Source organism: Alcaligenes pakistanensis, assembly GCF_014652815.1.
Lineage (GTDB): Bacteria > Pseudomonadota > Gammaproteobacteria > Burkholderiales > Burkholderiaceae_B > Alcaligenes > Alcaligenes pakistanensis.
This window is the reverse complement of sequence record NZ_BMZN01000001.1, coordinates 230,732-252,717: the sequence shown is the minus strand read 5'-3', so window position 1 is coordinate 252,717 and position 21,986 is coordinate 230,732. Positions and strand designations below refer to the sequence as shown.

At 55.2% G+C, this 21,986-nt stretch carries 22 protein-coding genes and 1 tRNA gene; 9 read left to right on the top strand and 14 right to left on the bottom strand.

Going from position 1 to position 21,986, the window contains the following annotated elements:
• Positions 1-56: 56 nt before the first annotated feature.
• A complete protein-coding gene (locus tag IE156_RS01175) occupies positions 57-1,262 on the bottom strand; it encodes an MFS transporter (protein ID WP_189390670.1) in 1,206 nt (401 codons plus the stop codon).
• 50 nt (positions 1,263-1,312) lie between these two features.
• Entirely contained in the window at positions 1,313-1,888 is a 576-nt protein-coding gene (locus IE156_RS01170) for a chorismate--pyruvate lyase family protein (protein WP_189390669.1), read from the bottom strand.
• A gap of 36 nt (positions 1,889-1,924) precedes the next feature.
• Between IE156_RS01170 and IE156_RS01165 the strand changes: the two genes are divergently transcribed.
• On the top strand, positions 1,925-2,659 hold the full coding sequence (locus tag IE156_RS01165) for a pseudouridine synthase (protein WP_189390668.1): 735 nt from the start codon (positions 1,925-1,927) through the stop codon (positions 2,657-2,659).
• A gap of 15 nt (positions 2,660-2,674) precedes the next feature.
• Here the strand turns inward: IE156_RS01165 and IE156_RS01160 are convergent, their stop codons facing one another.
• Both IE156_RS01160 and ugpQ read right to left on the bottom strand, forming a co-directional pair.
• On the bottom strand, positions 2,675-3,529 hold the full coding sequence (locus tag IE156_RS01160; RefSeq protein ID WP_189390667.1) for a 23S rRNA (adenine(2030)-N(6))-methyltransferase RlmJ: 855 nt from the start codon (positions 3,527-3,529) through the stop codon (positions 2,675-2,677).
• 23 nt (positions 3,530-3,552) lie between these two features.
• Positions 3,553-4,299, bottom strand: coding sequence for a glycerophosphodiester phosphodiesterase (gene ugpQ / locus IE156_RS01155; RefSeq protein ID WP_189391350.1), 747 nt, complete (start codon positions 4,297-4,299; stop codon positions 3,553-3,555).
• Positions 4,300-4,583: 284 nt separating this feature from the next.
• Between ugpQ and IE156_RS01150 the strand changes: the two genes are divergently transcribed.
• The 4 genes from IE156_RS01150 (at position 4,584) to IE156_RS01135 (ending at position 8,540) form a co-directional block, all read left to right on the top strand.
• Positions 4,584-6,542: a SurA N-terminal domain-containing protein gene (locus IE156_RS01150; RefSeq protein ID WP_189390666.1), complete on the top strand. Its 1,959-nt coding sequence runs from the start codon at positions 4,584-4,586 to the stop codon at positions 6,540-6,542.
• 70 nt (positions 6,543-6,612) lie between these two features.
• Positions 6,613-7,482 (top strand): M23 family metallopeptidase, encoded by an 870-nt coding sequence (locus IE156_RS01145; protein ID WP_189390665.1) that lies wholly within the window; start codon positions 6,613-6,615, stop codon positions 7,480-7,482.
• Between the two features lie 20 nt (positions 7,483-7,502).
• Positions 7,503-8,186 carry an AzlC family ABC transporter permease gene (locus IE156_RS01140; RefSeq protein WP_189390664.1) on the top strand — a complete coding sequence of 228 codons (684 nt, stop codon included), beginning with the start codon at positions 7,503-7,505 and terminating at the stop codon, positions 8,184-8,186.
• Positions 8,187-8,195: 9 nt separating this feature from the next.
• On the top strand, positions 8,196-8,540 hold the full coding sequence (locus IE156_RS01135) for an AzlD domain-containing protein (protein WP_189390663.1): 345 nt from the start codon (positions 8,196-8,198) through the stop codon (positions 8,538-8,540).
• Positions 8,541-8,688: 148 nt separating this feature from the next.
• Here IE156_RS01135 and IE156_RS01130 read toward each other — a convergent pair whose 3' ends face one another.
• The 3 genes from IE156_RS01130 to IE156_RS01120 are packed head-to-tail and all read right to left on the bottom strand — an operon-like array spanning position 8,689 to position 10,976.
• Positions 8,689-9,669, bottom strand: coding sequence for a tripartite tricarboxylate transporter substrate-binding protein (locus IE156_RS01130; protein ID WP_189390662.1), 981 nt, complete (start codon positions 9,667-9,669; stop codon positions 8,689-8,691).
• Positions 9,670-9,702: 33 nt separating this feature from the next.
• Complete coding sequence (locus IE156_RS01125) at positions 9,703-10,050, bottom strand: RidA family protein (RefSeq protein ID WP_189390661.1); 348 nt, start codon at positions 10,048-10,050, stop codon at positions 9,703-9,705.
• A 29-nt stretch (positions 10,051-10,079) separates the two neighbouring features.
• Positions 10,080-10,976 carry a fumarylacetoacetate hydrolase family protein gene (locus tag IE156_RS01120; RefSeq protein WP_189390660.1) on the bottom strand — a complete coding sequence of 299 codons (897 nt, stop codon included), beginning with the start codon at positions 10,974-10,976 and terminating at the stop codon, positions 10,080-10,082.
• A gap of 138 nt (positions 10,977-11,114) precedes the next feature.
• Between IE156_RS01120 and IE156_RS01115 the strand changes: the two genes are divergently transcribed.
• Complete coding sequence (locus tag IE156_RS01115) at positions 11,115-12,020, top strand: LysR family transcriptional regulator (protein WP_189390659.1); 906 nt, start codon at positions 11,115-11,117, stop codon at positions 12,018-12,020.
• Between the two features lies 1 nt (position 12,021).
• A complete protein-coding gene (locus IE156_RS01110) occupies positions 12,022-12,975 on the top strand; it encodes a LysR family transcriptional regulator (protein WP_189390658.1) in 954 nt (317 codons plus the stop codon).
• Positions 12,976-13,064: 89 nt separating this feature from the next.
• Here the strand turns inward: IE156_RS01110 and IE156_RS01105 are convergent, their stop codons facing one another.
• The 6 genes from IE156_RS01105 to IE156_RS01080 form a co-directional block, all read right to left on the bottom strand.
• A complete protein-coding gene (locus IE156_RS01105) occupies positions 13,065-15,344 on the bottom strand; it encodes a RelA/SpoT family protein (protein WP_189390657.1) in 2,280 nt (759 codons plus the stop codon).
• A 21-nt stretch (positions 15,345-15,365) separates the two neighbouring features.
• On the bottom strand, positions 15,366-15,569 hold the full coding sequence (gene rpoZ / locus IE156_RS01100) for a DNA-directed RNA polymerase subunit omega (protein ID WP_003799665.1): 204 nt from the start codon (positions 15,567-15,569) through the stop codon (positions 15,366-15,368).
• A gap of 35 nt (positions 15,570-15,604) precedes the next feature.
• A complete protein-coding gene (gene gmk / locus IE156_RS01095) occupies positions 15,605-16,249 on the bottom strand; it encodes a guanylate kinase (RefSeq protein ID WP_189390656.1) in 645 nt (214 codons plus the stop codon).
• A gap of 37 nt (positions 16,250-16,286) precedes the next feature.
• Positions 16,287-16,616 carry a hypothetical protein gene (locus IE156_RS01090; RefSeq protein WP_189390655.1) on the bottom strand — a complete coding sequence of 110 codons (330 nt, stop codon included), beginning with the start codon at positions 16,614-16,616 and terminating at the stop codon, positions 16,287-16,289.
• A gap of 15 nt (positions 16,617-16,631) precedes the next feature.
• Positions 16,632-17,414 carry an exodeoxyribonuclease III gene (gene xth / locus IE156_RS01085; protein ID WP_189390654.1) on the bottom strand — a complete coding sequence of 261 codons (783 nt, stop codon included), beginning with the start codon at positions 17,412-17,414 and terminating at the stop codon, positions 16,632-16,634.
• 563 nt (positions 17,415-17,977) lie between these two features.
• Positions 17,978-18,051: transfer RNA gene (locus IE156_RS01080), tRNA-Cys, on the bottom strand.
• A 164-nt stretch (positions 18,052-18,215) separates the two neighbouring features.
• Between IE156_RS01080 and IE156_RS01075 the strand changes: the two genes are divergently transcribed.
• Positions 18,216-20,483 (top strand): arginine/lysine/ornithine decarboxylase, encoded by a 2,268-nt coding sequence (locus IE156_RS01075; RefSeq protein WP_189390653.1) that lies wholly within the window; start codon positions 18,216-18,218, stop codon positions 20,481-20,483.
• Positions 20,484-20,615: 132 nt separating this feature from the next.
• On the opposite strand, the gene IE156_RS01070 is transcribed toward IE156_RS01075, so the two are convergent.
• Entirely contained in the window at positions 20,616-21,527 is a 912-nt protein-coding gene (locus IE156_RS01070) for a LysR family transcriptional regulator (RefSeq protein WP_189390652.1), read from the bottom strand.
• A 285-nt stretch (positions 21,528-21,812) separates the two neighbouring features.
• Here IE156_RS01070 and IE156_RS01065 point away from each other — a divergent pair, with 285 nt between their 5' ends.
• Positions 21,813-21,953, top strand: coding sequence for a hypothetical protein (locus IE156_RS01065; protein ID WP_189390651.1), 141 nt, complete (start codon positions 21,813-21,815; stop codon positions 21,951-21,953).
• Positions 21,954-21,986 lie beyond the last annotated feature (33 nt).

Genomic DNA, 21,986 nt, shown 5'->3' with positions numbered 1-21,986 from the left:
CCCCCGAATCCTGGAGCTATCGCCAGGATTCGGGGGCCGTTTAGTTTGTCAGCGGTTTAACGGGCGAAGTAGGGCTGCCGTTTGTTCTTGAAGTACAACCAGGCCAAAGCCAGCATGACCACTGCCGAAACAGGCAGGGTCCAGGTATTGACGCCATACCAGCCGTAGACAGCCAGCACGTGGCCGGAGGTAAAGGACGACAGGGCGACACAGGTGAAGATGATGAAATCATTCAAAGCCTGCACTCGGCCACGCTCTTCGGGGCGATAACAGTCCACCACCATATTAGTGGCGCCAATAAAGCCGAAGTTCCAACCCAGACCCAGCAAAATCAGGCTGAACCAGAAATGCGGCACCGTCATGCCCAGCAGGGCCACGATGCTGGCCAGACCCAGCAGCAACACGCCTGCAAACGTGACGGGGATTTTGCCAAAGCGTTTGATCAGATTGCCGGTAAAGAAGCTGGGGCCAAACATGGCCAGGATATGCCACTGAATTCCCAGGGTAGATTCCTTCAGGCTGTGGCCGTGCATCACCATGGCCAATGGCGAGGCGGTCATCAGAAAATTCATCAGCACATAGGAAGCAACCCCGGCCAGCACTGCAATCAAGAAGTAGCTATTGGAGGCGATTTCGCGCAAAGGGCGACCTGTGTAGGGCGTTTTCACCTCATTACGGGTGCCGCGCCCTAAACGCAAGGCAAAGGCAAAAGGCAAGACCAGGGCGGCCAGGATAGCCTGGGCCAGGAAGGCGGCAGCAAAGGGATGTTCGGGCCAGATGTCCTGGGTATGAATAATGGTTTGGGTTGCAATAATGGCCCCCAGCAGGCCTCCCGCCATTACCCAGGAAATCGCCTTGGGTCTGAACGTCTCACTGGCATGGTCTGCGGCGGCAAAACGGTAGCTTTGCACGTAAGAGGCATAGAGGCCAGCGAATAGCGTGCCCACACAGAATAGGGTGAAAGACAGGCTGTAAATACCGGCAGCGGCGAGCAGACCTGCACCCACACCGAGCAGTGCACCAATAATGTAGCCACCTTGGCGGCCCAGTCTGCGCATCAGATAGGCGGCTGGCAAAATACCGATGGCCAGTCCCAGGTTGAAAATGCCCACCGGTAAGGTTGCCAAGTCCGTGCTGCTGGCCATTTTCTGGCCGACCAGACTGCTCAGAGCGACCACCAGTGCGGGATTAGCCCCGCCCAGTGCTTGCATTCCAGAAAGAATAAAGGCGTTGCGGCGACTCTGATCGGCTGGCGTGGACATGATTTGGCTCGGTATATAACTTTATTTTATTAGTTAATGCTGAATTTCAGCTAAACCAGTGTAGCACCGGGAGTCCAGAAGGCTGGCATAAAGGATTCGGCCACCAAGAGCGGCTGACCATGTCGCCAGAAGACGGAACAGCGCGACAAAATCTGTTGGGCATCGGGAACAGGCTCGTCGGTGTTCGCTAAAGCGCGCTCTATGGTACGAAAAAAGCTCATGCCGCGATTCAAACGGCAACTTAAAAAGGCCGAACGTTGTATCTGGGCATCGTTATAAAGCATGTCCGCCAAGGGGCGGCTGCGCAGCCGCCGTATGCCTTGCCAGACGCTTTGAGAAGCGGGCAGGGGCGTGAAACTACGGGCAATAACACAACGGATTCCGTCAACCGCCATGGACACCTCACGTATCCAGGCCAGCGTGCCTGGCGGCTTTTGAATCAAAGCGGCCTCTTGAGGGTTCAAGCGGCAAGCATATTCACTGACGACTTCCAGATGGACTTTACCCAGGCGGCGCAGACCGGCTGTCAGGGCTCCAGGGCGGTGAAGCCAGTGCTTTTGAGCCTGGGTGGCGGAGGGGTGAACCCGGTCATGCCAGGGTTTTTTTGTGCTGGAGGGAAATTTCATGTCCTGTATTATCGCCAAAGCCATAAAATAGCGCTCATGGAAAAAGAACGTATCTCAAAATTAATGGCCCAGCGCGGCATGTGTTCACGCCGTGAGGCGGATGCTTTTATCGAGCGCGGCTGGGTGCGTGTGGACGGTGAAACCGTTTCTGAACTGGGGAGCAAAGCCTACCCCAATCAGAAAATCACATTGGAAAAACAAGCGCGTCAGCGCCAGACCCAACGTGCCACGATCTTGTTGCACAAGCCCGTGGGCTATGTATCGGGGCAGGCCGAAGCGGGTTATCGCAATGCCGTGTCCTTGATCAGCGCCTCGACTCAGTACAAAGGCGGCCGTGGCGGCCAGCGCTTTGACCCTTCGCATTTGCGTGGTCTGGCACCGGCTGGCCGTCTGGATATTGACTCCACCGGCTTGCTGATCCTGACTCAGGACGGTCGTATTGCGCGGCAGATTATTGGCGAAGACTCGGTCATCGACAAAGAATATCTGGTCCGTGTTACCGGCAAGCTGAGCGAACGCGGTCTGGAACTGCTCAATTACGGCTTGAGCCTGGATGGCAAACCTTTGCTGCCCGCCCAAGTGTCCTGGCAGAATGACGACCAGCTGCGTTTTATGCTGCGCGAAGGCAAAAAACGCCAGATTCGCCGCATGTGCGAGCTGGTCGGCTTGAAAGTCGTGGGCTTGAAGCGTGTGCGTATCGGGGAGCTGGTACTGGGTGATCTGCCAGTGGGCCAGTGGCGCTACATGAAAGAATCCGAGCGCCTGGCCTAAGGAACAAGGGGCGGCTTACAGCCCCGAGTGATGAAGTTGAAAGCTGGCCCTATCGTCCTGGGCCAGCGTTTTTGTTAACCAGGGCAGACTTTGTTCCAGTGCGTTGAGCAGCGTCCAAGGGGGATTGCTGATGAACAAGCCACTGCCATGCAAACCCAAACCATTTTTGGCCGGAGCACGAACCGACAGGCTGACATGTAGCCAGGGCGTATCCAGTTGCTCCAGCTTGCGTTGCAAGACCTGCACTTCGGGTCGTTGCACAATGGGATACCACACCACAATACAGGCTTGAGCAAAACGCTTGAGGGCATTTTTCACGCTCGTCAGCACTTGCTGATAATCAGCCTTGGCCTCGTAAGAGGGGTCCATCACCACAATGGCGCGCCGCGATGGAGGCGGCAGCAAGCGTCCCAACTGTTCAAATCCATTGTCTGGATACAGGCGTACCCGACGGTTGCCTTTTGGAAACAGTTGCGCCACGTTTTCGCTAAGAATCTCAAATTCAGACGGGTGCAGCTCAAAGCCGTGAAAGCTGTCTTGCGGGCGCAAGCGCTCTAAAGCCAGCCAGGGGGAGCCAGGGTAATAACGTGCCGTGCCATCGGGGTTGAGGTCTGCAATTGCATCAAGGTACTGCTCGACGAGTTCAGGGTAATGGTCTTGTTGCAAGACTCGATCCAGGCCGTCGTAGAACTCGCCTTTGGTCTGTGCCCAATCGTGTTCCAGATCATAAATACCCGCACCGCAATGCGTATCGATGATGCTGTAAGCGCTGTCCTTTTGGGCGTAGTAGGTAAAGATATGCAGCAAGGTGGCGTGCTTGAGCACATCCGCATGATTGCCAGCATGAAAGGCGTGACGGTAACTGAACAAGAGAAATCCTGGGATGGAACGGTTTAAAGAGTGTCGGGACGAATGGTAGTGACTTTATCAGTGAAAACGCCATTGCAGCCCCAATCCAGCAGCTCACGCACCCTTTCGGCATCGTTCACCGTCCAGACGGCCACGGTGTAGCCTGCCTGGCGTATGGCTTGTATCAAAGCCTGGTCTACAAAACGATCATTCAGATTCAGGCCCATGCAAGCCAGGCGTTCGAGGCGTTCGGGCCAGTCGGCGGGGACAGCTTCTTCGATCAGTAAGGCACGGGGCAGGGTGGGAACAGCCTCGTGGGCCGCTTGCAGGGCGACTTCAGAGAAGGACGACAGCAAAGGCGGCAAGCTGGCCTGGGCCCAGAGAGCTCGCGCTGCCAAGGCCACCAAACGGCCCGTTTGCGCTTCGTCGCCTGTAGTGGGTTTGATTTCGATATTGCTGTGAATTTGATTGGCCAGGGTAAAGGCGGCAATCGAGTTCAAGGTGGGGATAGGTTCGCCCGCATAAGCGGTGGAATGCCAGGCCCCAAAATCCAAGGTGGATAGTTCGGCGAAAGTCAGCGCAGAAGCCAGCCCCTGGCCATTGGAGGTGCGTTCCAGCTCATCATCATGCAGCAGCACGGGAACCCCGTCACGGCTCAGTTTGACGTCGTACTCCATCATGTGAAAACCGTTCTGAGCCCCTATTCGCATGGCGGCCAGCGTGTTTTCCGGGGCAACCTTACCCGCTCCGCGGTGAGCGATCAACGCGGGGTAGGGCCAGTGATGATTCATTGAAGGCATGGCGGACTCGCAAGAGGCGTGATAAAAAGCCAATGTACTATTTTAACCGGGGCTGTACACTGTACGGTTACGGTTTTGGATTTACAATCCGATCCTAGGCCGAATCAGGCACCCATGACGCTAGCACCTGCGCAGCGTAGGGCTCGCTTAATGAAGCCACAGTTTACGTCAAACACACTTGATCCAAACACGGTATATTTTCAGGCCGAGCCGGGCTCTCCGGCCTGATGCGCCGCCCGCAGCACCCTGCTGCAAGCGAAAGTAGGTGATGATTAATGTTCGAGATTATCCGTAAGAACCAACGCGTCATGCAGCTGGTGCTGTTAGTGCTGATTTTGCCGTCTTTTGTACTGATCGGCGTCAGCGGCTACTCCAGCTATGTTTCTGGCGATAGCGATATTGTCAAAGTGGGCGATAGCGCCATTACTTCCCAGGAATTCGATCGTGCGCGCCGCATGCAGCTCGACGAGATGCAGCGTACCAATCCTTCCGGTTTTGACCTGGCCCAGGCCGACAGCGTAGAGAGCCGTCGTCTGTTGCTGGAATCCCTGGTTGATCAGCGAGTACAAATTGAAGTGGCCACTGCGGCTCGCTTTAACGTGTCCGATATCGCGCTGCGCGACAATATTGCCACCATGCCTGAATTTCAGGAAAACGGCACGTTCTCGCCAGCGCTTTATAGCCAGGTCCTGGCCTCGGCAGGTATCAATACCCGTGACTTCGAGCAAAGCCAGCGCGGTCAATTGGCCCTGCAACGCGTGCTCGGTCCAGTGGCGGCCAGTACTTCCATGCTGCCCAGCGTGATGAACAAACTGGAAATTGCCCTGACCGAAGAGCGTGGCGTGCGCACTCGCAATTTCCTGGCCCGCGATTTTGAAGCTACCGTTCAGATCAGCGATGCCGATTTGCAAGCTTGGTACGATGCCAATAAGCAATCGTTGGAATTGCCCGAACAAGTCAAAGTGGAATACCTGCTCTTGAACGAAGCGGCAGCCTCCACCAATTTGGCCACGCCTACCGAAGATCAGCTCAAGCAATACTACGAACAGAACAAGGCCCGCTATGTGCAGCCCGGCCGTGTGAACATCAGCCACATTCTGGTGACACTGCCTGCCGGTGCTTCGGATAGCGAGCGTGAGGCGGCTCAAGCCAAGGCTCGTGAACTGGCAGAAAAGGCTCAGGCCAATAAGGCCGGTTTTGCCGATCTGGCACGCGACAACTCCCAGGACGAAGGCAGCGCCCGTGAAGGCGGCGAGCTGGGCTGGATCAGCAAAGGCTCCTGGCCTAGCGTGTTGGAAAGTGCCGTGTTCGCCTTGGCCAAAGGTGACGTTTCTGGCGTGATCGAAGGTCCTAACGGTTTCCACATCTTCAAGAGCAACGAAGTTCAGCCTGAGCAGGGTGAGTCGTTTGAACAGGCCCGCAGCAAGGTGCAGGACGAAGTGCGCAAGCAGTTGGCGTCTGAGCGTTTTGCCGATATGGCCAGCAAGCTGACCAATCTGGTCTACGACAACGAAGACAATCTGGAAGCGGCCGCCAACGCCTTGGGCCTGAATGTGCAACAAGCCGAGGGCATTACGCGCCAAGGCCTGATTCCAGCCTCGCAAGTTGACGGTGAACTGGCTGCTGCCAAAAGCCCAGAGGCCGCTGTGCTGGACGACAGCCGCGTACGTCAGGCTTTGTTCAATCCAGAAACTTTGGCATCGCGTAAAAATGCAGGGGTGATTGAAGTCTCACCAGACACCTTGATTGCCTTGCGTGTGGTGGACGTGAAAGCTGCCCATGTGCCCAGTCTGGACAAGGTGCGCACCATTGCACAAGAAAACCTGCGCCGTGAGAAAACCGTGGCGATGGCCGTGCAGGCTGGTGAAGAATACCTGAAGCAATTGAGCGAAGGCGCAACACCTGAAGGATTCTCGGCTCAGTTTGCTGTTAGCCGTGCAGAATTCCCCGAGATGGACGAGGCCTTGTTGAATAAAGTGCTGGCCAATCCTGTCGACAAGTTGCCTGCTTATGTGGGTGATCGTCAGCCACAGGGCTACACCGTGGTACAGATTTTGAGCCATGAGCCCGGCAAGGCTGGTAACCCTGGTTTGGAAATGTTGACGGCTCAGCTCAATCAAGCGATGGCCCGTACCGAGACTCAGGCCGTTTTGCAGGCCATGCGTGTTGAAGAAAAAGTTCAGTTCCTGCCAGAAGCAGAAAAAGAACTGACAGCCAGCGGCGATAGCGAGTAAGTCTTTTTAAGGTCAGAACCTGTAACCCTGGAGCGCAGTCGCTCCAGGGTGTTTTTTAAAGAGCATTCTGATGAGTTATTCTGAAACTTCCCAAGTACGGCGGCGCCTTTTAGGCGCCGCAACTGTTTGGGGCCTGACGGCCCCCTGGTGGGCGCATTCCGCTCCTCAGGGCACCTTTATCGAACGCAGCCTGAATAGGCCTGTGCCGGGTGGCGTGGCTGTGCTGGACCTGGGGGCAGGTTCTCGGGCCCCGGTGGTGCACTTTAACGGCCATCGTGTTTTGGTGATTCAGGATGCCGATCAGCGCTGGAAAGCGATTGTTGGGCTGGATCTGAAAACGCAGCCCGGCTCGCAAAGTGTGTCGGTGCAAGGGCAGTCCACCGTGACTTTTCAGGTAGGCAGCAAGCGGTATCGCGAGCAGCGCATTACCCTGAAAAATAAAGCCCATGTGAATCCTGATCCGCAGCAGCAAGCACGTTTTGAGCGTGAGTACGAAGAGCAGATGCAGGCGTATGCCAGCTTCCGTACCGAAGGGCCCAGCAATGTGATTTTTGAAAAACCGGTGTCCGGTCGACTGACCAGCCCTTTTGGTCTGCGCCGTTTTTTCAACGGTGAAGAGCGTAATCCACATTCGGGTTTGGATTTTGCCGCAGCAACGGGCACTGCCGTCAAAGTACCAGCCGATGGCATCGTCACTATCGTGGCGGATTACTTTTTTAACGGTAAAACCGTTTTTGTCGACCACGGCCAGGGCTTGATCACTATGTTCTGCCACTTGTCGGCTTTTGACGTACGGGTGGGCGATAGCGTGCGCAAAGGCGATATTGTGGCTCGTTCTGGTGCTACTGGCAGGGCGACTGGCCCGCATTTGCACTGGAACGTCAGCTTGAATCATGCACGGGTTGATCCCGCTATTTTTATTGGCGCTTTCCAGCCCTAAGCAGGCGTTTAAGGTTTTTCATGATTATTGGCTCGGCATATCGACGGGGGTTACGAGACAGTGCGTCTATTGCACTAGGCTATGTGCCGGTAGCCATCTCCTTTGGCCTGACGGCGGTTCATGCTGGTTTGTCGCCTTGGCTAGCGGTTCTGGTTTCCCTGATTGTGTATGCCGGAGCCAGCCAGTTTATTTTGATCAGTCTGCTGGTCGCAGGCGCTGCCTATCCCAGTATCTTGGGCATTGTGCTGCTCATGAACCTGCGTCATGTTTTTTACGGCCCGACCTTGATGGGCTTTTTTAGCGGGCCTAGAACGGTATCCAGCCTGTTGATGGCTCCTGGCCTGACGGATGAAGTCTTTGCCGCTTCTGCGGCTGGTGTGGCACGCCAACCAGCTCAGGAGCAAGAGTCCTGGTATTGCGGTCTGCAATTGGGCTCTTACCTGTCTTGGGTATTGGGGACCGCGCTAGGCGCATTTTTTGCTAGTGACCTGTTGGGGCAATCTCCCGTACTGGAGAAAACCTTAGGCTTTGTCCTGCCCGCCCTGTTTTTTGCCTTGTTGCTGGAAATTCGCCGTTCGGCGCCATTACCGGTTTTGATGGCGGCGGCCTTGGGTGCTGTACTCGCCATGACCCTGTTGCCTTCATATCTGGCGATTATTGTGGGCATGCTGGCAGGTGGTTTAATGGCCTTGCGCCGCGCTTAAGGAGTCGAAATGGATTGGGGTTTTCTGCTCTTGATTGTGCTCGCTGGCCTGGGCACTTTTTTGATTCGTTATCTGCCTTTGCGTTTGGGTGGACGTCAAGCTAAAGCGGACCCGAGCCGTGTCTCGATCTGGCCGCGCTTGTTCAGTGCTATTGGTCCGGCTGGTGTCGTGGCCTTGCTAGTCGTGTCTTTAATCTCCTTGTTGCGCCCCGAGCAGATGTCGCTGGACTTACCGCCGTTGCTGGCCGGTTTGGCAGGGGTGCTGTTGGGACGCCGTTGGCCGGGTGGTATTGCGGGCTCAACATTGGCAGGCGTGCTGGCTTACGGTCTGTGCGTCGCTTACGTGGGTGTGTAAGGCGACTTTGTGACCTGTGTCCAGACCTTGCCGGTTTTTGTCCGGAAGCACGCTCTCTTGCTTCCGGTTTGATCCCAAAGTCCGTTAAGACCTGCTTTGCATAGAAGCCCTTAGGCTGAATGTTTATCCGGCTTGAAACGTGTCAGGCTTAAAACTTGTTGAAGTTAGGCAGACTTCTGGTCACCTTCTGCCAATGCTCAGACTCTTGTTTGCCTTTGATATCCAGCTCTTCCGGCGTGCTGCTGGCACTTTGCATGCCCGCCAGACGCAGCTTTTCTTTGACAGCCTCATTATTGAGCGTCGTGGCAATCGAGTTTTGTGCCGTCTGAATAAGCTCCGGTTTCGTACCCGCAGGAGCATAGAATGCCAGCCACCCGTTGACCTTCAGCTGGGGATAGCCCAGCTCGGCAATAGAGGGGGTATCAGGTAGCAAAGGGTCTCGTTGGCCGTCAAATAAGGCCAGCACCTTGACCTTGCCCGCTTGGGACTGCTGAATCAACTCCCCAATATTCAGGACGGCCGCCGGGACTTGCGCGCCGACCAGCGCCACAATGGCTTCGCTGGCCCCTTTATAGCCTACGTGTTCAAGCGCTACGCCCAGGGTCTGGCCCAGGTATAGGCCGGCCAGATGCTGGCCGCTACCTGTGGAGGAGCTGGCGAAAAATGTCTGGTTTGGATCGGCTTTCACGCTTTGGATATAGTCTGCAAAGCTGTTTATGCCCGAGCTACTAGGAACGGCTAGTCCCAGGTTCCAGTTAACGGCATTGCTGATGGGTGCCAGGTCTTTGAAGGGCTCGTAGCGCAATTCTGTAAAGGTGTGTGGATACAGGCTAAGCGCCACGCCGGGAGTCAAAATAAACGTCGATCCATCGGGGGCTGAAGTGGCTGCTAGATTGATCGCCAGCCGTCCGGAGGCACCGGGGCGGTTATCCACGATGACTGGTCGCCCCAGTGCTTTGGATAAGTCTGGTGCGATCAGCCGTGCTACCAGGTCCACATTGCCCCCAGCAGGAAAGCCAACCAGAATGCGGGCGGCTTGTACGGAGTCGGCTTGTGCGGTGCCCGTCAGCCCTGTGCTAAGCAAGAAAGCGATGATGCCTGCGCCCAAACATAGTTTATTTTTTTTCATGATGTCTCCCGGGTGATGCGCTCTGGTCTGGGATCAGAGTGCGGCGGTTATTTCAACTTCTACTTGGTATTGGGGGAAGGCCAGCTTGGACTCCACACAGGAGCGGGCAGGTTTGTTATCGGCGGGAATCCAGGCGTTCCAGATCTCGTTCAGCGCAGGCCATTTTTGATAGTCGTCAATCCAGATCATGGCACGCAGAATGTGGCTGCGGTCTATTCCGATTTCCTGAAATTGAACGTCAATCTGATTCAGGATTTGATGTAGCTGTTCTTCAAACGAGCCCGAGGGATCCATCGCGACTTGGCCAGACATATAAACTGTTTTGTCGTGGATGACGTACTTGCTCATATTTTTGTTTTGGTGAAAACGTTCGATATTCATGATGATCTCCTGATAGATGAAAAAGAGGTTTAGGTAATCGTGGTGTGTAAGGTGCCCAGGCCACTGATATGGGCGCGCAACTGGTCGCCAGGGGCCAGAAAGTGGCCGCTGGCGGCACCCACTCCGGCTGGGGTGCCAGTCAGCACCACATCGCCCGGTTCCAGCGTCATGGTCTCTGTCAGGCGAACCAGCTGTTCACGCAGGTCAAAAATCATGCCGGAGGTATTGGCGTCCTGTTTGATCTGGCCGTTCAGCTCTAGCGTCATATTCAGGTTTTGTGGTTCTTTGACGAAGCAGGCCGGTACCAGGGCAGGGCCGATGGGGCAGCTGGCGTCATTGGCTTTAGCGGCAACCCAGTCAAATTTGTAGAACTGCTCCGGGGCGCGGGCAAAATCGCGCGCCGACAAGTCAATGGCAATGGTGTAGCCGGCCACGTGTTCCATGGCATTGTCCAGAGTCAGGTCTTTGGCTTGTTTGCCGATGACCATAGCCAACTCAATTTCCCAATCGTATTTTTGGCAGTTTTTGGGGATGGGGGCATGCTGACCGTCGCCGATGGCGGCTTGGCGAGCCGGCTTGAAAAAGAAGAACAGACGTTGGTCTTTTTTCTCGGCGGGTACGCCCATTTCCTTCAGGTGGTCGTAGTAGTTGGCGCCTGCACACAACATCTTGCCGGGGTACAGAACGGGAGGCAGGGTCGCACCCGTGACGGTTAAAGCCAGATCAGTTTGTGCAGCGGCCTGTTCTGCCAGAGCGGCCAGCTTAGGCAGGTTTTGCTCCCATTGCGTAAGCAGATTGAACACACTGTCGGCTAGTGGCGGAGCACCCAGACGCTGGCTCAGCGCGGCAATGGAGTAATCCTTTCCATTGACCGACAAACAGGCTAAGGGAGCCTGATTGACCAACAAGGTTTTAAGGGAAAACATAGGAAAAATCCGGTGGCTGTTGAACATGAAGTCCATGGTATGCTCGGCCATCTATTCCCAGTTAATGAAAAATTAAGGTTTTGCTATAACTCTGATGAATACCAGAAACTGTGTTCAATTCTCGTTTTTCTTGGCCTTGTGAAGCGTCTGGAACCACGCCAGCTCTTGGTTCTGAGCGCTTTGGGGCGTAATGCCAGCATTCACCGTGCGGCGCGAGATTTGTCCTTGACGCAATCAGCAGTCAGCAAGACTCTGGCCGAGATCGAGGCTGGGATGGGCTCAGCCTTATTTTTGCGTAGTCGTCAGGGGATAGCGGCAACGGCGCTGGGGAGGCTGGTTTTGCGTCGTGTGGAGCATCTGCTGGACCTGCTTGATCACGGCATAGGGCGCCATGGAAAAGAGGCTCCCGTTCTGAAAATAGGGTATGTCTCGGACTTGCATGGCATGGCCTTGGGGCAGGCCTTTGTACGGTGGCGGCTGTCACAGCCCCTGAGTTTGCGCTTGGTGGAGTTGGACTCCCAGCCGCTGGGACTTCAGCTTCTACAAAATGCAGAGCTGGATGCTTTAGTGCTGGATGAGCCTGGAGAGCAGGAGCTGCGGACTATTAGCAATCGCATGGTGCCTGTTTTAAGGAAGAGTCATCCCTTGCTGGTAAAGGGTACGTCTTTGAGTCTCCAGGACGTACAGGCACTGGATTGGATCTTGCCCACAGCGGGAGCTCCGTTTCATCGGGCTTTGCAGAGCTGGATGGTGCGAGCAGGCATAGAGGCAGCAGTCAATCTTTGGATATTACCTGCCGGGCAGGCGTTGAGCACCGTGGTGGCTCAATCCGATGTCTTGGCGTGGTTACCTGCCGCACAGGCATCTTGGTTTCAGCAGATGGGTGTTTTGATGCCCGTGCGTCTGACTGATGTCCCAGACATTGAAGCGCCCGCGTATTTGTTGTTAGGTGCCCATGTTCAGGCTGACCCGGTGCTGCAACAGGGGGTAGCGCTATTTGCCCATTTCATGGATCACAGTTCGGCTTGCTTTGAGGTGCAGTGATATGACGGACACGGCCAGTTCTGCCCATCTTCCCCCCTTGTCACGCCGCATCCGTTTGCGGCATTTGGAGTTGCTGGCAGCCTTGGGTGAACATGGCAGTCTGAAGCATGCGGCGGCGGTGATGGGTATGAGCCAAGCTGCGGCCAGCAAGCTGTTGGTGGAGGCTGAGTCCCTGCTTGGCGCTTCTTTGTATGAGCGTACCAACCGTGGAGTGCTCCCCACAGCGGCGGGTGCTGCTCTCGAGCTGCGCGCGCAGCGCTTTCTTGGCATGGTGGACGGCTTGAGTGAGGAGGTGCAGGTGGCTCAGCAAGGCGCAACAGGCCGCGTGCGCGTGGGGGTGTCACCGGCTTGTGGGGCGCTTATTCCTGGCGCTTTGGCGGCCATGCGAGCAGCCGGTCAAGATGTGGTGCTTCGCATTGAAGAAGGCAGCAGTGCCAACCTGTTGGAGCGCTTGCGTGATGGGCGTCTGGATTGTGTGCTGGGCCGGGTGCTGGACAGCCAGGATCTGGAGGACTTCGACACCTTGCACTTGTATAACGAATCCATTGTGATGGTGGCTGACCCGCTGCATCCCATTTTTTCCAAACCGGCCTTGGATTGGGCAGACGCTTTGAGCTATGAATGGGTCTTGCCGCCGCAAGGTGCACCTTTGCGCCGTACCTTGGCTTTCTGGTTAGCCCGGCAAGGTTATCAGGAACCGTCTTGTCGGCTGGAATCGACATTGACTCTGGCGAATCTGGCCGTCTTGCGCGAGAACAAGGCACTCGTCTTGTTGGGCTCTATCTCGGCACGCCAGTTCAGTGAGCAGGGCGTGGTGCGGGTTGTGCCGCTGCCGTTTGATGGAATTGCTTTGCCCTCTGTGTCATTATTCTTGCCGCAGGATGATTACACACATGAACCTATGGAAGTTTTTATTCAGGCTTTGCAGGAGCATGTACGTGAAACTTCGGCTTAGCGTGTCATGAAAGGCGGTCACATAAAAACGCCTGCTGGGAGCAGCAGGCGTTTTTATGGGGTGTAGGTAAGCCGCAGACTATAAGCTCTTTAGCCTTTCACACGCACAATCTTCTGAACCTGCGGTACGTGACGAATAGAACGAATCACGCGGGCCAGGTGAGTACGGCTATCGACCTGAACGGTCAGATGCAGAACCGAGGTAGCTGCGGATTCATCCGGCATGGAAATATGCAGAATGTTGGAGTCCGCATCGGTAATTTCGGCGGCCAGACGACCCAGAACACCGCGCTCGTTAATAGCTGTGACATCCAAGCGGGTAGACAGGTGACGGGCAGTACTGCTGTCCCACATTACTGGTACCCAACGCTCGGGCTCTTTGGCTTGCGCGCGTTGTGCCACGGCACATTCGGCCATGTGTACTACCAGACCGTGACCCAAGCGAATGCCACCAATAATGGCGTCGCCCGGCAAAGGGCCACAGCAAGGTGCCAACTGTACTGCTTGGCCTTCGTTGCCGTGAATCAGAATAGGGGCCGAGGTGTTGGCATTGATCTCGTCAAATTCAGCCGCCGTGGTTTCCAACAAAGGATTTTCTGGAGCAAAACGACGGGCCACGACAGCGGCCAAGCGCTTACCCAAACCGATATCGGCCAAGATTTCTTCGCGGGATACTGCGCCTGAGCCTTTGGCCAATTTATCCCAGTTAGGATCGTCGTCCGTGGCGTGGGGCAGGCCTAGCTGATCAAAGGCTTGGTCCAGCAGACGGCGGCCAAAGGCTACGGATTCTTCGTACTTAACCGTGCGCAGATAGTGGCGGATTTCCGAACGGGCGCGGCCGGAACGGACGTAGTTCAGCCACTGGGCACTGGGGCGTGCGGCGGGAGAGGTAATGATCTCCACCGAGTCACCGCTTTTCAGTTCCGTGCGTAGCGGGGCAAACTCACCATTGATTTTGGACGCCACGGCATGGTTACCAATATCGGTGTGGATGCTGTAGGCAAAGTCCACGGGCGTCGCACCGCGTGGCAAGGAAATAATCTTGCCTTTGGGGGTGTGGACATAAACCGCATCAGGGAACAGGTCAACTTTGACATGCTCCAGAAATTCTGTGGAGTCACCCGTCTGGCTTTGAATATCCAGCAATGACTGCAACCAGCGGTGTGTGCGCTTTTGCAGATCGTTCAGGGTGACGTCGTCTTCTTTGTACAGCCAGTGCGAGGCGACACCTTCCTCGGCCACGTGATCCATCTCGCGGGTGCGGAACTGGAATTCGACGGGAGTACCGTAAGGGCCGATCAGGGTGGTGTGCAGGGACTGGTAGCCATTCACCTTGGGGATGGCAATGTAGTCCTTGAATTTACCCGGCACAGGGCGATAGAGCTGGTGTAGCGTACCCAGGGATAAATAGCACTCAGGCAGTGTGTGCACGATGACGCGAAAGCCGTAAATATCCAGTACATCGGAGAAGGACTTTTTCTGCTCTACCATCTTGCAGAAAATGCTGTAGAGCGACTTTTCACGACCCGAAATTTCGGCATCAATCCCGGCAGCAGGCAAGGCAATCTTGACGGCATCGGTGATTTTGCTCAGGACTTCACGGCGGTTGCCACGAGCAGCCAGCAAGGCTTTGTGCAGCACCTTGTAGCGATTGGGATAAATGGCTTTGAAGCAGCGGTCCTGGAGTTCGCGAAATAGCGCATTCAAGCCCAGGCGATGCGCAATCGGGGCGTAAATATCCAGCGTTTCCTGGGCCACGCGGCGGCGCTTCTCAGGCTTGACCGCGTCCAGCGTGCGCATATTGTGCAGCCGGTCGGCCAGCTTGATCAGGATGACGCGTACATCGCGCGACATGGCCAGCAGCATCTTGCGAAAGCTATCGGCTTGTTGCTGCGTCTTGGTGGCAAATTCCAGGCGTTCCAGCTTGGATAAACCATCCACAATCTCGGCTACGTCGGTACCGAATTTCTCTGCCAGCTCTTGCTTGGTGACGTCCTGATCTTCGATCACGTCATGCAGCAGGGCCGACATTAGAGCATCGGTATCCAGCTTCCAGCCTGCACAGATTTCTGTGACGGCAATGGGGTGCGAGATATAGGGTTCGCCACTGGCACGAAACTGCCCCAGATGGGCCTGATCAGAAAAGCGGTAGGCTTCCCGTACCCGCTCTACATCTTTCGGGTCCAGGTACTGCGAGATGATCTTGTTAAGCGGAGCCAGCGAGGCAATCGGGGGGCTGGCATTTTCCGGAGCGCTGGGTGCCAGCGCCGGGGTGTTTTTGTCTTTAGGCTTGCGACGACCTAGCCGTGAGCCTTTTTTAAGGACGGCCAACAGCCCAGACGATGCGCCCCGTAAACCTGAAAATGCCATACCGTGCTCCGCCTGTGCTTATCAGGTAGGAACTTTACGCAGCATTTCCAGACCGGTTGCGCCGGAGGCGATTTCTCGCAGGGCGGTAACCGTAGGCTTGTTCTTGCTTTCCAGGCGTGGTTCGTGGCCTTGAGCCAGTTCGCGCGCACGGTAGGCGGCTGCCAAGGTGAGCTTAAAGCGATTGGGGACTTGCTCCAGGCAGTCCTCGATAGTGATGCGAGCCATAGTAGACCTGTTATCAAAAAGAAATAAGAAGGAGATCAGCCCTGGTTCAGCAGGGCATCTGCGCCTAATTGTTGAAAGAGTTGGCGATGCCGTACTGACTGAGTGGCAGTGCGCAAACGACTGGCCTGCACAATACTCAATAGCTGCTGTAATGCCGTATCAAAATCCTCATTGATAATAGCATATTGACAGTCGTGGACATGGGCGATTTCATGCTCGGCAGCCTCGACACGACGGGCAATTGTCTCTTCGCTGTCTTGTCCGCGCTTGCGCAAACGTGCCTGCAGGGTGGGCAAAGAAGGCGGCAGGATGAAAATACCCACCGCCTCTGGGAAATGTTCGCGGGCCAGACGAGCGCCTTGCCAGTCGATTTCCAGCAACACGTCGCGGCCGGCATTCAGGGCTTTCTGGATTGGTTCGCGGGGTGTGCCGTAGTAGTTGTCATGTACCTGGGCCCACTCCAGCATGGCGTTCTCGGCGCACATTTGCTCAAAGCGCGGCTTGTCCACAAAGAAATAGTGCTCACCGTCGGTCTCGCCGGGGCGGGGTGCACGCGTGGTGGCCGAGATGGATAGCATGATGTTGGAATCGTTGGCCAAGAGGGCGTTGACCAGACTGGATTTGCCGGCCCCACTGGGGGCGACAACCATAAAAACAGTGCCAGGATAGCTCGTGGACATGGAGAGCAGACTCTAGAAGAAAATTTTTATAAAAGAATTAATTGCTGCTTGGGTCGGTTTGCCCAAACTCATTCAAAACGGCCATCACACTGGCCTCGTCGGCGCACAGAAAGACGACGGTGTCGTTGGGGTTCATGGAAAATAAAACCTCTTCCACTTCCTGGGGGGCATCGGTGGGCTGGGCAATGGCCATCACGTGCACATCGCCACCGGCCTCAAATTGCTCGGGCGGGACGATCTGGGCGACGGCATCCAGATCCGGCTCGCTGATGGCCAGATAAGCCCAGATCTTGTGCTCTTCTTCCAGGGTGATCTCAAGCACATAGGTCGAGTCAGTCTGCTCAATGATTTGGCTTTGAATTTGCATAATGAAGTGAGTGTGTCAGCTAAAAGACAAGGTGGCGGTGACCGGTGCGTGATCCGAAGGCTGTTCATTGGCGCGGGGATCGCGATCAATATCGCAGGCCGTACAACGGGGCTTCAGTGCATCGGATAGCAGGGCATGGTCAATACGCAGCCCGGCATCGCGACGGAACGCAAAACGGCGATAGTCCCACCAGGTAAAGGGGCTGCCGCTTTGCTCAAACAGGCGATAGGCATCGTGCAGACCCAATGCCAGCAAACGCTCAAACGCGGCGCGTTCCGGTGGGGAGACCAAAACGTCATCCACCCATTTGGCGGGGTCGTAAACGTCCTGGTCGGCTGGGGCAATATTATAGTCACCCAGAATGGCCAGACGGGGATACTGCTGCAATTCTTTTTCCAGCCACTCGTGCAAGGCGGCGAACCATTCCAGTTTGTAGACGTACTTGTCGCTGTCCAGCGATTGGCCGTTGGGGCAGTAAGCACAGATTACGCGCACCGGGCCATCGGGGGAGGGGTAGGTGGCAGCCAACAAGCGTTGCTGCGGGTCGTCATAATTGGGCAGATTGCGCTGCACATCCGTACCCGGCTCACGGGAAATCAAGGCCACGCCGTTATAGGTTTTCTGACCCGCCCAGTGGGCGTGATAACCGATCTCCTGAAAGGCCTCCAAGGGAAAGCGCTCGTCAGGCAGCTTTAACTCCTGCAGACACAAAACGTCTACTGGGTTGGCAGCCAGCCAATCCAGAACTTGGGGAAGACGGACGTTCAGGGAATTGACGTTCCAGGTAGTTAATTTCATGGTGTCAGACATCTATATAAATCGGATAGAACTGTAGGGGCACGGTTTTATCGTAATGAGCGGGGCAGGTGCTGACAGAAGCTTGTTGGGAACATACAAGATAAGGGCCAGCCTGCGCGAATGCCGCCATCATATCAGCGCCAGCCGGGTGCTGGTTTTAAAGCCAGGGCTGGAGCATCGCTGAAATTGCTTGTCTGAACTCCTGTTTGTTCTAGGTCGTAGTAGAAAGGAGACAGTTCCAGAGCGAAAGTTTGTTCCCAAATAATCTGCATGTAGCAGCTACAAAGATGTGGTTCAAGACCTGAAAGGCACTTGAGCCCAAATGATGTTTTTAGGGCACTAAAAAGAGGGTTTTTTGCGCAGATCACGCGCCTGCTTGTGTTAAATTGCAGGCCAAGTTGGGACGGTAGGCCAAAAACGATGAAAGTGCTTGGCTGCAGCGCGTCGAACAAGGGTTTGGCCCACAGGAAACAGGAATAAAAAAATCGCCGGGATGGCGACTTTTTCTGTGTGTTCAAAACCGAATGTAGATCCAGTTTTGTCTGTCTTGGATGCAAGCAAGATGGAGGCGCGTGCTGGAATCGAACCAACCTGAACGGATTTGCAGTCCGTTACATAGCCAATCTGTCACCGCGCCTTTTGTTTTGTCCTGGGACATGTAGAATTATGCCTAAGGACGTAGGGAAAAGCAAGTGTCAACTGACAGGACTTGAAACTCGTACGATCTGCTACACAAAAGCGACTCCGTCCCTCTCTTTTTTTGCCGCCCGGTGCGGCACTCCCTTGTATTAAGGACATGGCATGCAATATCAATTCCCCATTGTGATCATCGATGAGGATTTTCGTTCTGAAAATGCGTCAGGTTTGAGCATTCGTGTATTAGCAGATGCGATCGAGGCCGAGGGCTTCGAGGTGTTGGGAACCACCAGTTATGGCGATCTGAGTCAGTTTGCCCAGCAGCAAAGTCGTGCCAGCGCGTTTATTTTGTCCATCGATGATGAGGAGTTCACGCAAGACGGTGACAGCGCCCCCGCGCTGGTTAATCTGCGTGCCTTTATTCGGGCAGTGCGTCGTCGCAATACCGATGTCCCTATTTATGTGTATGGCGAGACCAAAACGGCTCGTCATATGCCAAACGATATCTTGCGCGAGCTGCAAGGCGTCATTCACATGTTCGAGGACACGCCCGAGTTTGTGGCGCGTCACATCGTGCGTGAAGCGCGTAGCTACGTGGAAGGCGTCAAGCCCCCGTTTTTGAAAGCCCTGCTCGATTACGCCGAGGATGGCTCCTATTCCTGGCACTGCCCCGGTCACTCCGGTGGTGTGGCCTTCTTGAAAAGCCCGGTCGGGCAGATTTTCCACCAGTTCTTTGGTGAGAACATGCTGCGCGCTGACGTGTGTAATGCCGTCGAGGAACTGGGCCAGTTGCTGGACCATAACGGTGCCATCGGTGCCAGCGAGCGCAATGCCGCCCGCATTTTCAATGCCGACCACTGCTTTTTCGTAACCAATGGCACCAGCACCAGCAACAAGATTGTCTGGCACCATGCGGTTGCTCCCGGTGATGTGGTGGTTGTGGACCGCAACTGCCACAAGTCCATCCTGCACAGCATTGTGATGACCGGTGCTATCCCTGTGTTTTTGCGTCCTACGCGCAATCACTTTGGCATTATTGGTCCTATTGCCCGCAGCGAATTCGATATCGAGACTATCCGCGAGAAAATCCGCAAGCACCCCTTGCTGACGCATGTGGATGCCGATACGGTGAAGCCACGCGTTCTGACGCTGACTCAGTCTACGTATGACGGCATTATTTACGACACCCAAGTGATCAAGAATGCGGTGGATGGCTATGTGGAAGTACTGCACTTTGACGAAGCCTGGATTCCGCATGCGGCTTTCCATCCCTTCTACGGTCAGTTTCATGCCATGGGCAAGAACCGTCCACGTCCGCAGGAGACGCTGGTTTTCTCCACGCAGTCCACGCACAAGCTGCTGGCCGGTTTGAGTCAGGCCAGTCACGTGCTGGCGCAGGATTCTGTCACGCGTAGTCTGGACCGTCATTTGTTCAATGAAGCCTATCTGATGCACACCAGCACCAGCCCGCAGTACGCGATTATTGCGTCCTGCGATGTGGCGGCTGCCATGATGGAGCCTCCAGGCGGGCGCGTTCTGGTGGAAGAAAGCATTATCGAAGCACTGGATTTCCGCCGTGCCATGCGTAAGGTGGAGTCACAGTTTGAGGATGATGACTGGTGGTTCAAGGTCTGGGGGCCGCCAACGCTGGCTGAAGATGGCGTCGGTAAGCCTGAAGACTGGATCATTAGCGACGATGTGGAGCACAGCGAATGGCATGGTTTTGGCCCGCTGGCTGATGGCTTCAATATGCTGGACCCCATCAAGGCCACGATTGTTACTCCCGGCCTGGATTTGACCGGCACCTTTGGGGAAACGGGTATTCCGGCCTCTATCGTGACCAAGTTCCTGGCGCAGCGTGGCGTGATCGTGGAAAAGATTGGTCTGTACAGCTTCTTCATCATGTTTACCATCGGCATTACCAAAGGCCGCTGGAATTCCCTGGTGACGGCGCTGCAGCAGTTCAAAGACGATTACGACCGCAACTTGCCAGTCTGGCGCGTTCTGCCCCAGTTCGCCCGTCAGTATCCGTGCTATGAAGAGATGGGTCTGCGCGATTTGTGTCAGCACGTGCATCAGCTCTACGCCAAGTACGACATCGCTCGTTTGATGACGGATATGTACCTTTCGGATGTGACACCCGTCATGCGTCCAGCAGATGCTTTTGCGTGCATCGCGCAGCGTCGTACAGAGCGGGTTGAGATTGACTCGCTGGAAGGGCGCGTCACGACCAACCTGATTACGCCATATCCACCCGGTATTCCTTTGTTGGTGCCGGGCGAAGCCTTCAACAAGACGATTGTGGATTTCCTGAAGTTTTCGCGTGAACTGCATCGCCAGTGTCCGGGCTTCGGTACGGATATCCACGGTTTTGTGGAAGAGGCTGATGCTTCGGGCCAAAAGCGTTATTACGTTGATTGCGTGGCTCAGTAAAGCAGAGGATCCCGAACCGTTTAGCCAGCTTGGGCGGTAGGCGAGGGTTTGGAGAGGGCGGGCCTTGTGATTTGCCTTCTTGAAGTCAGCTATGTCCCTGACTTCAAGAAGGTGATTGCAAGGCCCGCCTTTTTATTGCCTGCTTGTCTCTGGCAGGCCTTGAGCGATTCGTAGGGCACATTCCAGGAGTCGGGACGTTAGTGCCAGGGGATCGCGGTCCGCCCGTAAGATGGCGACGACACGGCGTTGCAAGATGGGCTGTTCAATCGGGTATTTATACAGTTTGTGTTCATGCAGCAAATTGTCTGGAATGCGGCTGGGCAAAATACAGTCGCCCAATCCCGAAGCAACCAGACGCAACATGGCATCGATGGTTTCAGCTTCGGCCACAAACTCGGGGCTTAAGCCACTGCTGTGAATCATCCGGCGCAAGGCATAGTGGGGCGGAAAGCCGATCAGTCGTAATGGCTGGCTGCTGAGGTCGGCATTGGGGGCCTTGTCTTGCTGGGCTGAAATACGGCACATCTGGTCGTCAAATAAGGTGTGCGAGCTTAGCCCACCGCAATCGACGGCAGAGTCGTAGACAAAGCCTATGTCTGCTTTGCCGCTTTCCACCAAGGCCACTACTTCGGGCGAGCTACGGCCAAGCAAGGACAGATTCACGCCTGGATGGGCGCTCATGAAGGCTGCCGCTACGTCTGACATGAAGTAATAACTCAAGGTGTGGACGGTTGCCAAGCGTACGGTCCCTTGGCTGACACCCTGATCTTGTCGTACGGCATGGACCGCTGTATCAATGCGGCTATAGGCCGGTTCTATAGCCTGTAGCAAAAGTTGGCCGGCATCGTTCACGCTGACCCCGCGCCCGGTGCGGATAAAGAGCGCTTGGCCCAGACTTTGCTCCAGTGCAGTTAATTGTTTGCTCAGACTGGATTGGCTTTGCCCTAAGTCGTCCGCTGCTTTGCTGACGGAGCCCAACTGTGCGATACGCAGAAAGCAGCGCAGGGAGCGGTCCAGATTCTCGATGGGGCGGAAATCGTGCATGCCATTGTCTCTTTGTTGTTGTGCTCAGACTGTAGATCAGTGAGCTTTTAAGGGGATGCCCAGTCTTTGTTTGCGGCTGTGTTTTGGACGGACAAATTCAATGCTGAATTGTCTATGAAAAGCCATGTTTTAAATTTCCTTTATCTTGTTCTAAAATCGCTTAATTTGCTGATATAGTTAGCTCATATCATAATAAAAATTGATTTGTGGTCTAATCATTGATACAATAAAGAAATCGGGGTGCTAAGGGCAGCGCCCCCTGTCGATATTGAGCAGGAGTTATTCGTGAGCAAATCGAAACCAGTACGTCGTAAACAAGCCTTCGAGGTTGAGCCCCTGAATTGGGTTGCTCCTAAGAAAGCTGCCGTAGAAACTGATCAGGAAGCCAAAGTGGACGCCTCTGGCGACCAGGCTCAGGACAGCTAAGTTCTGACTGAAGGGTTAAAAAGCGCAAGCCTC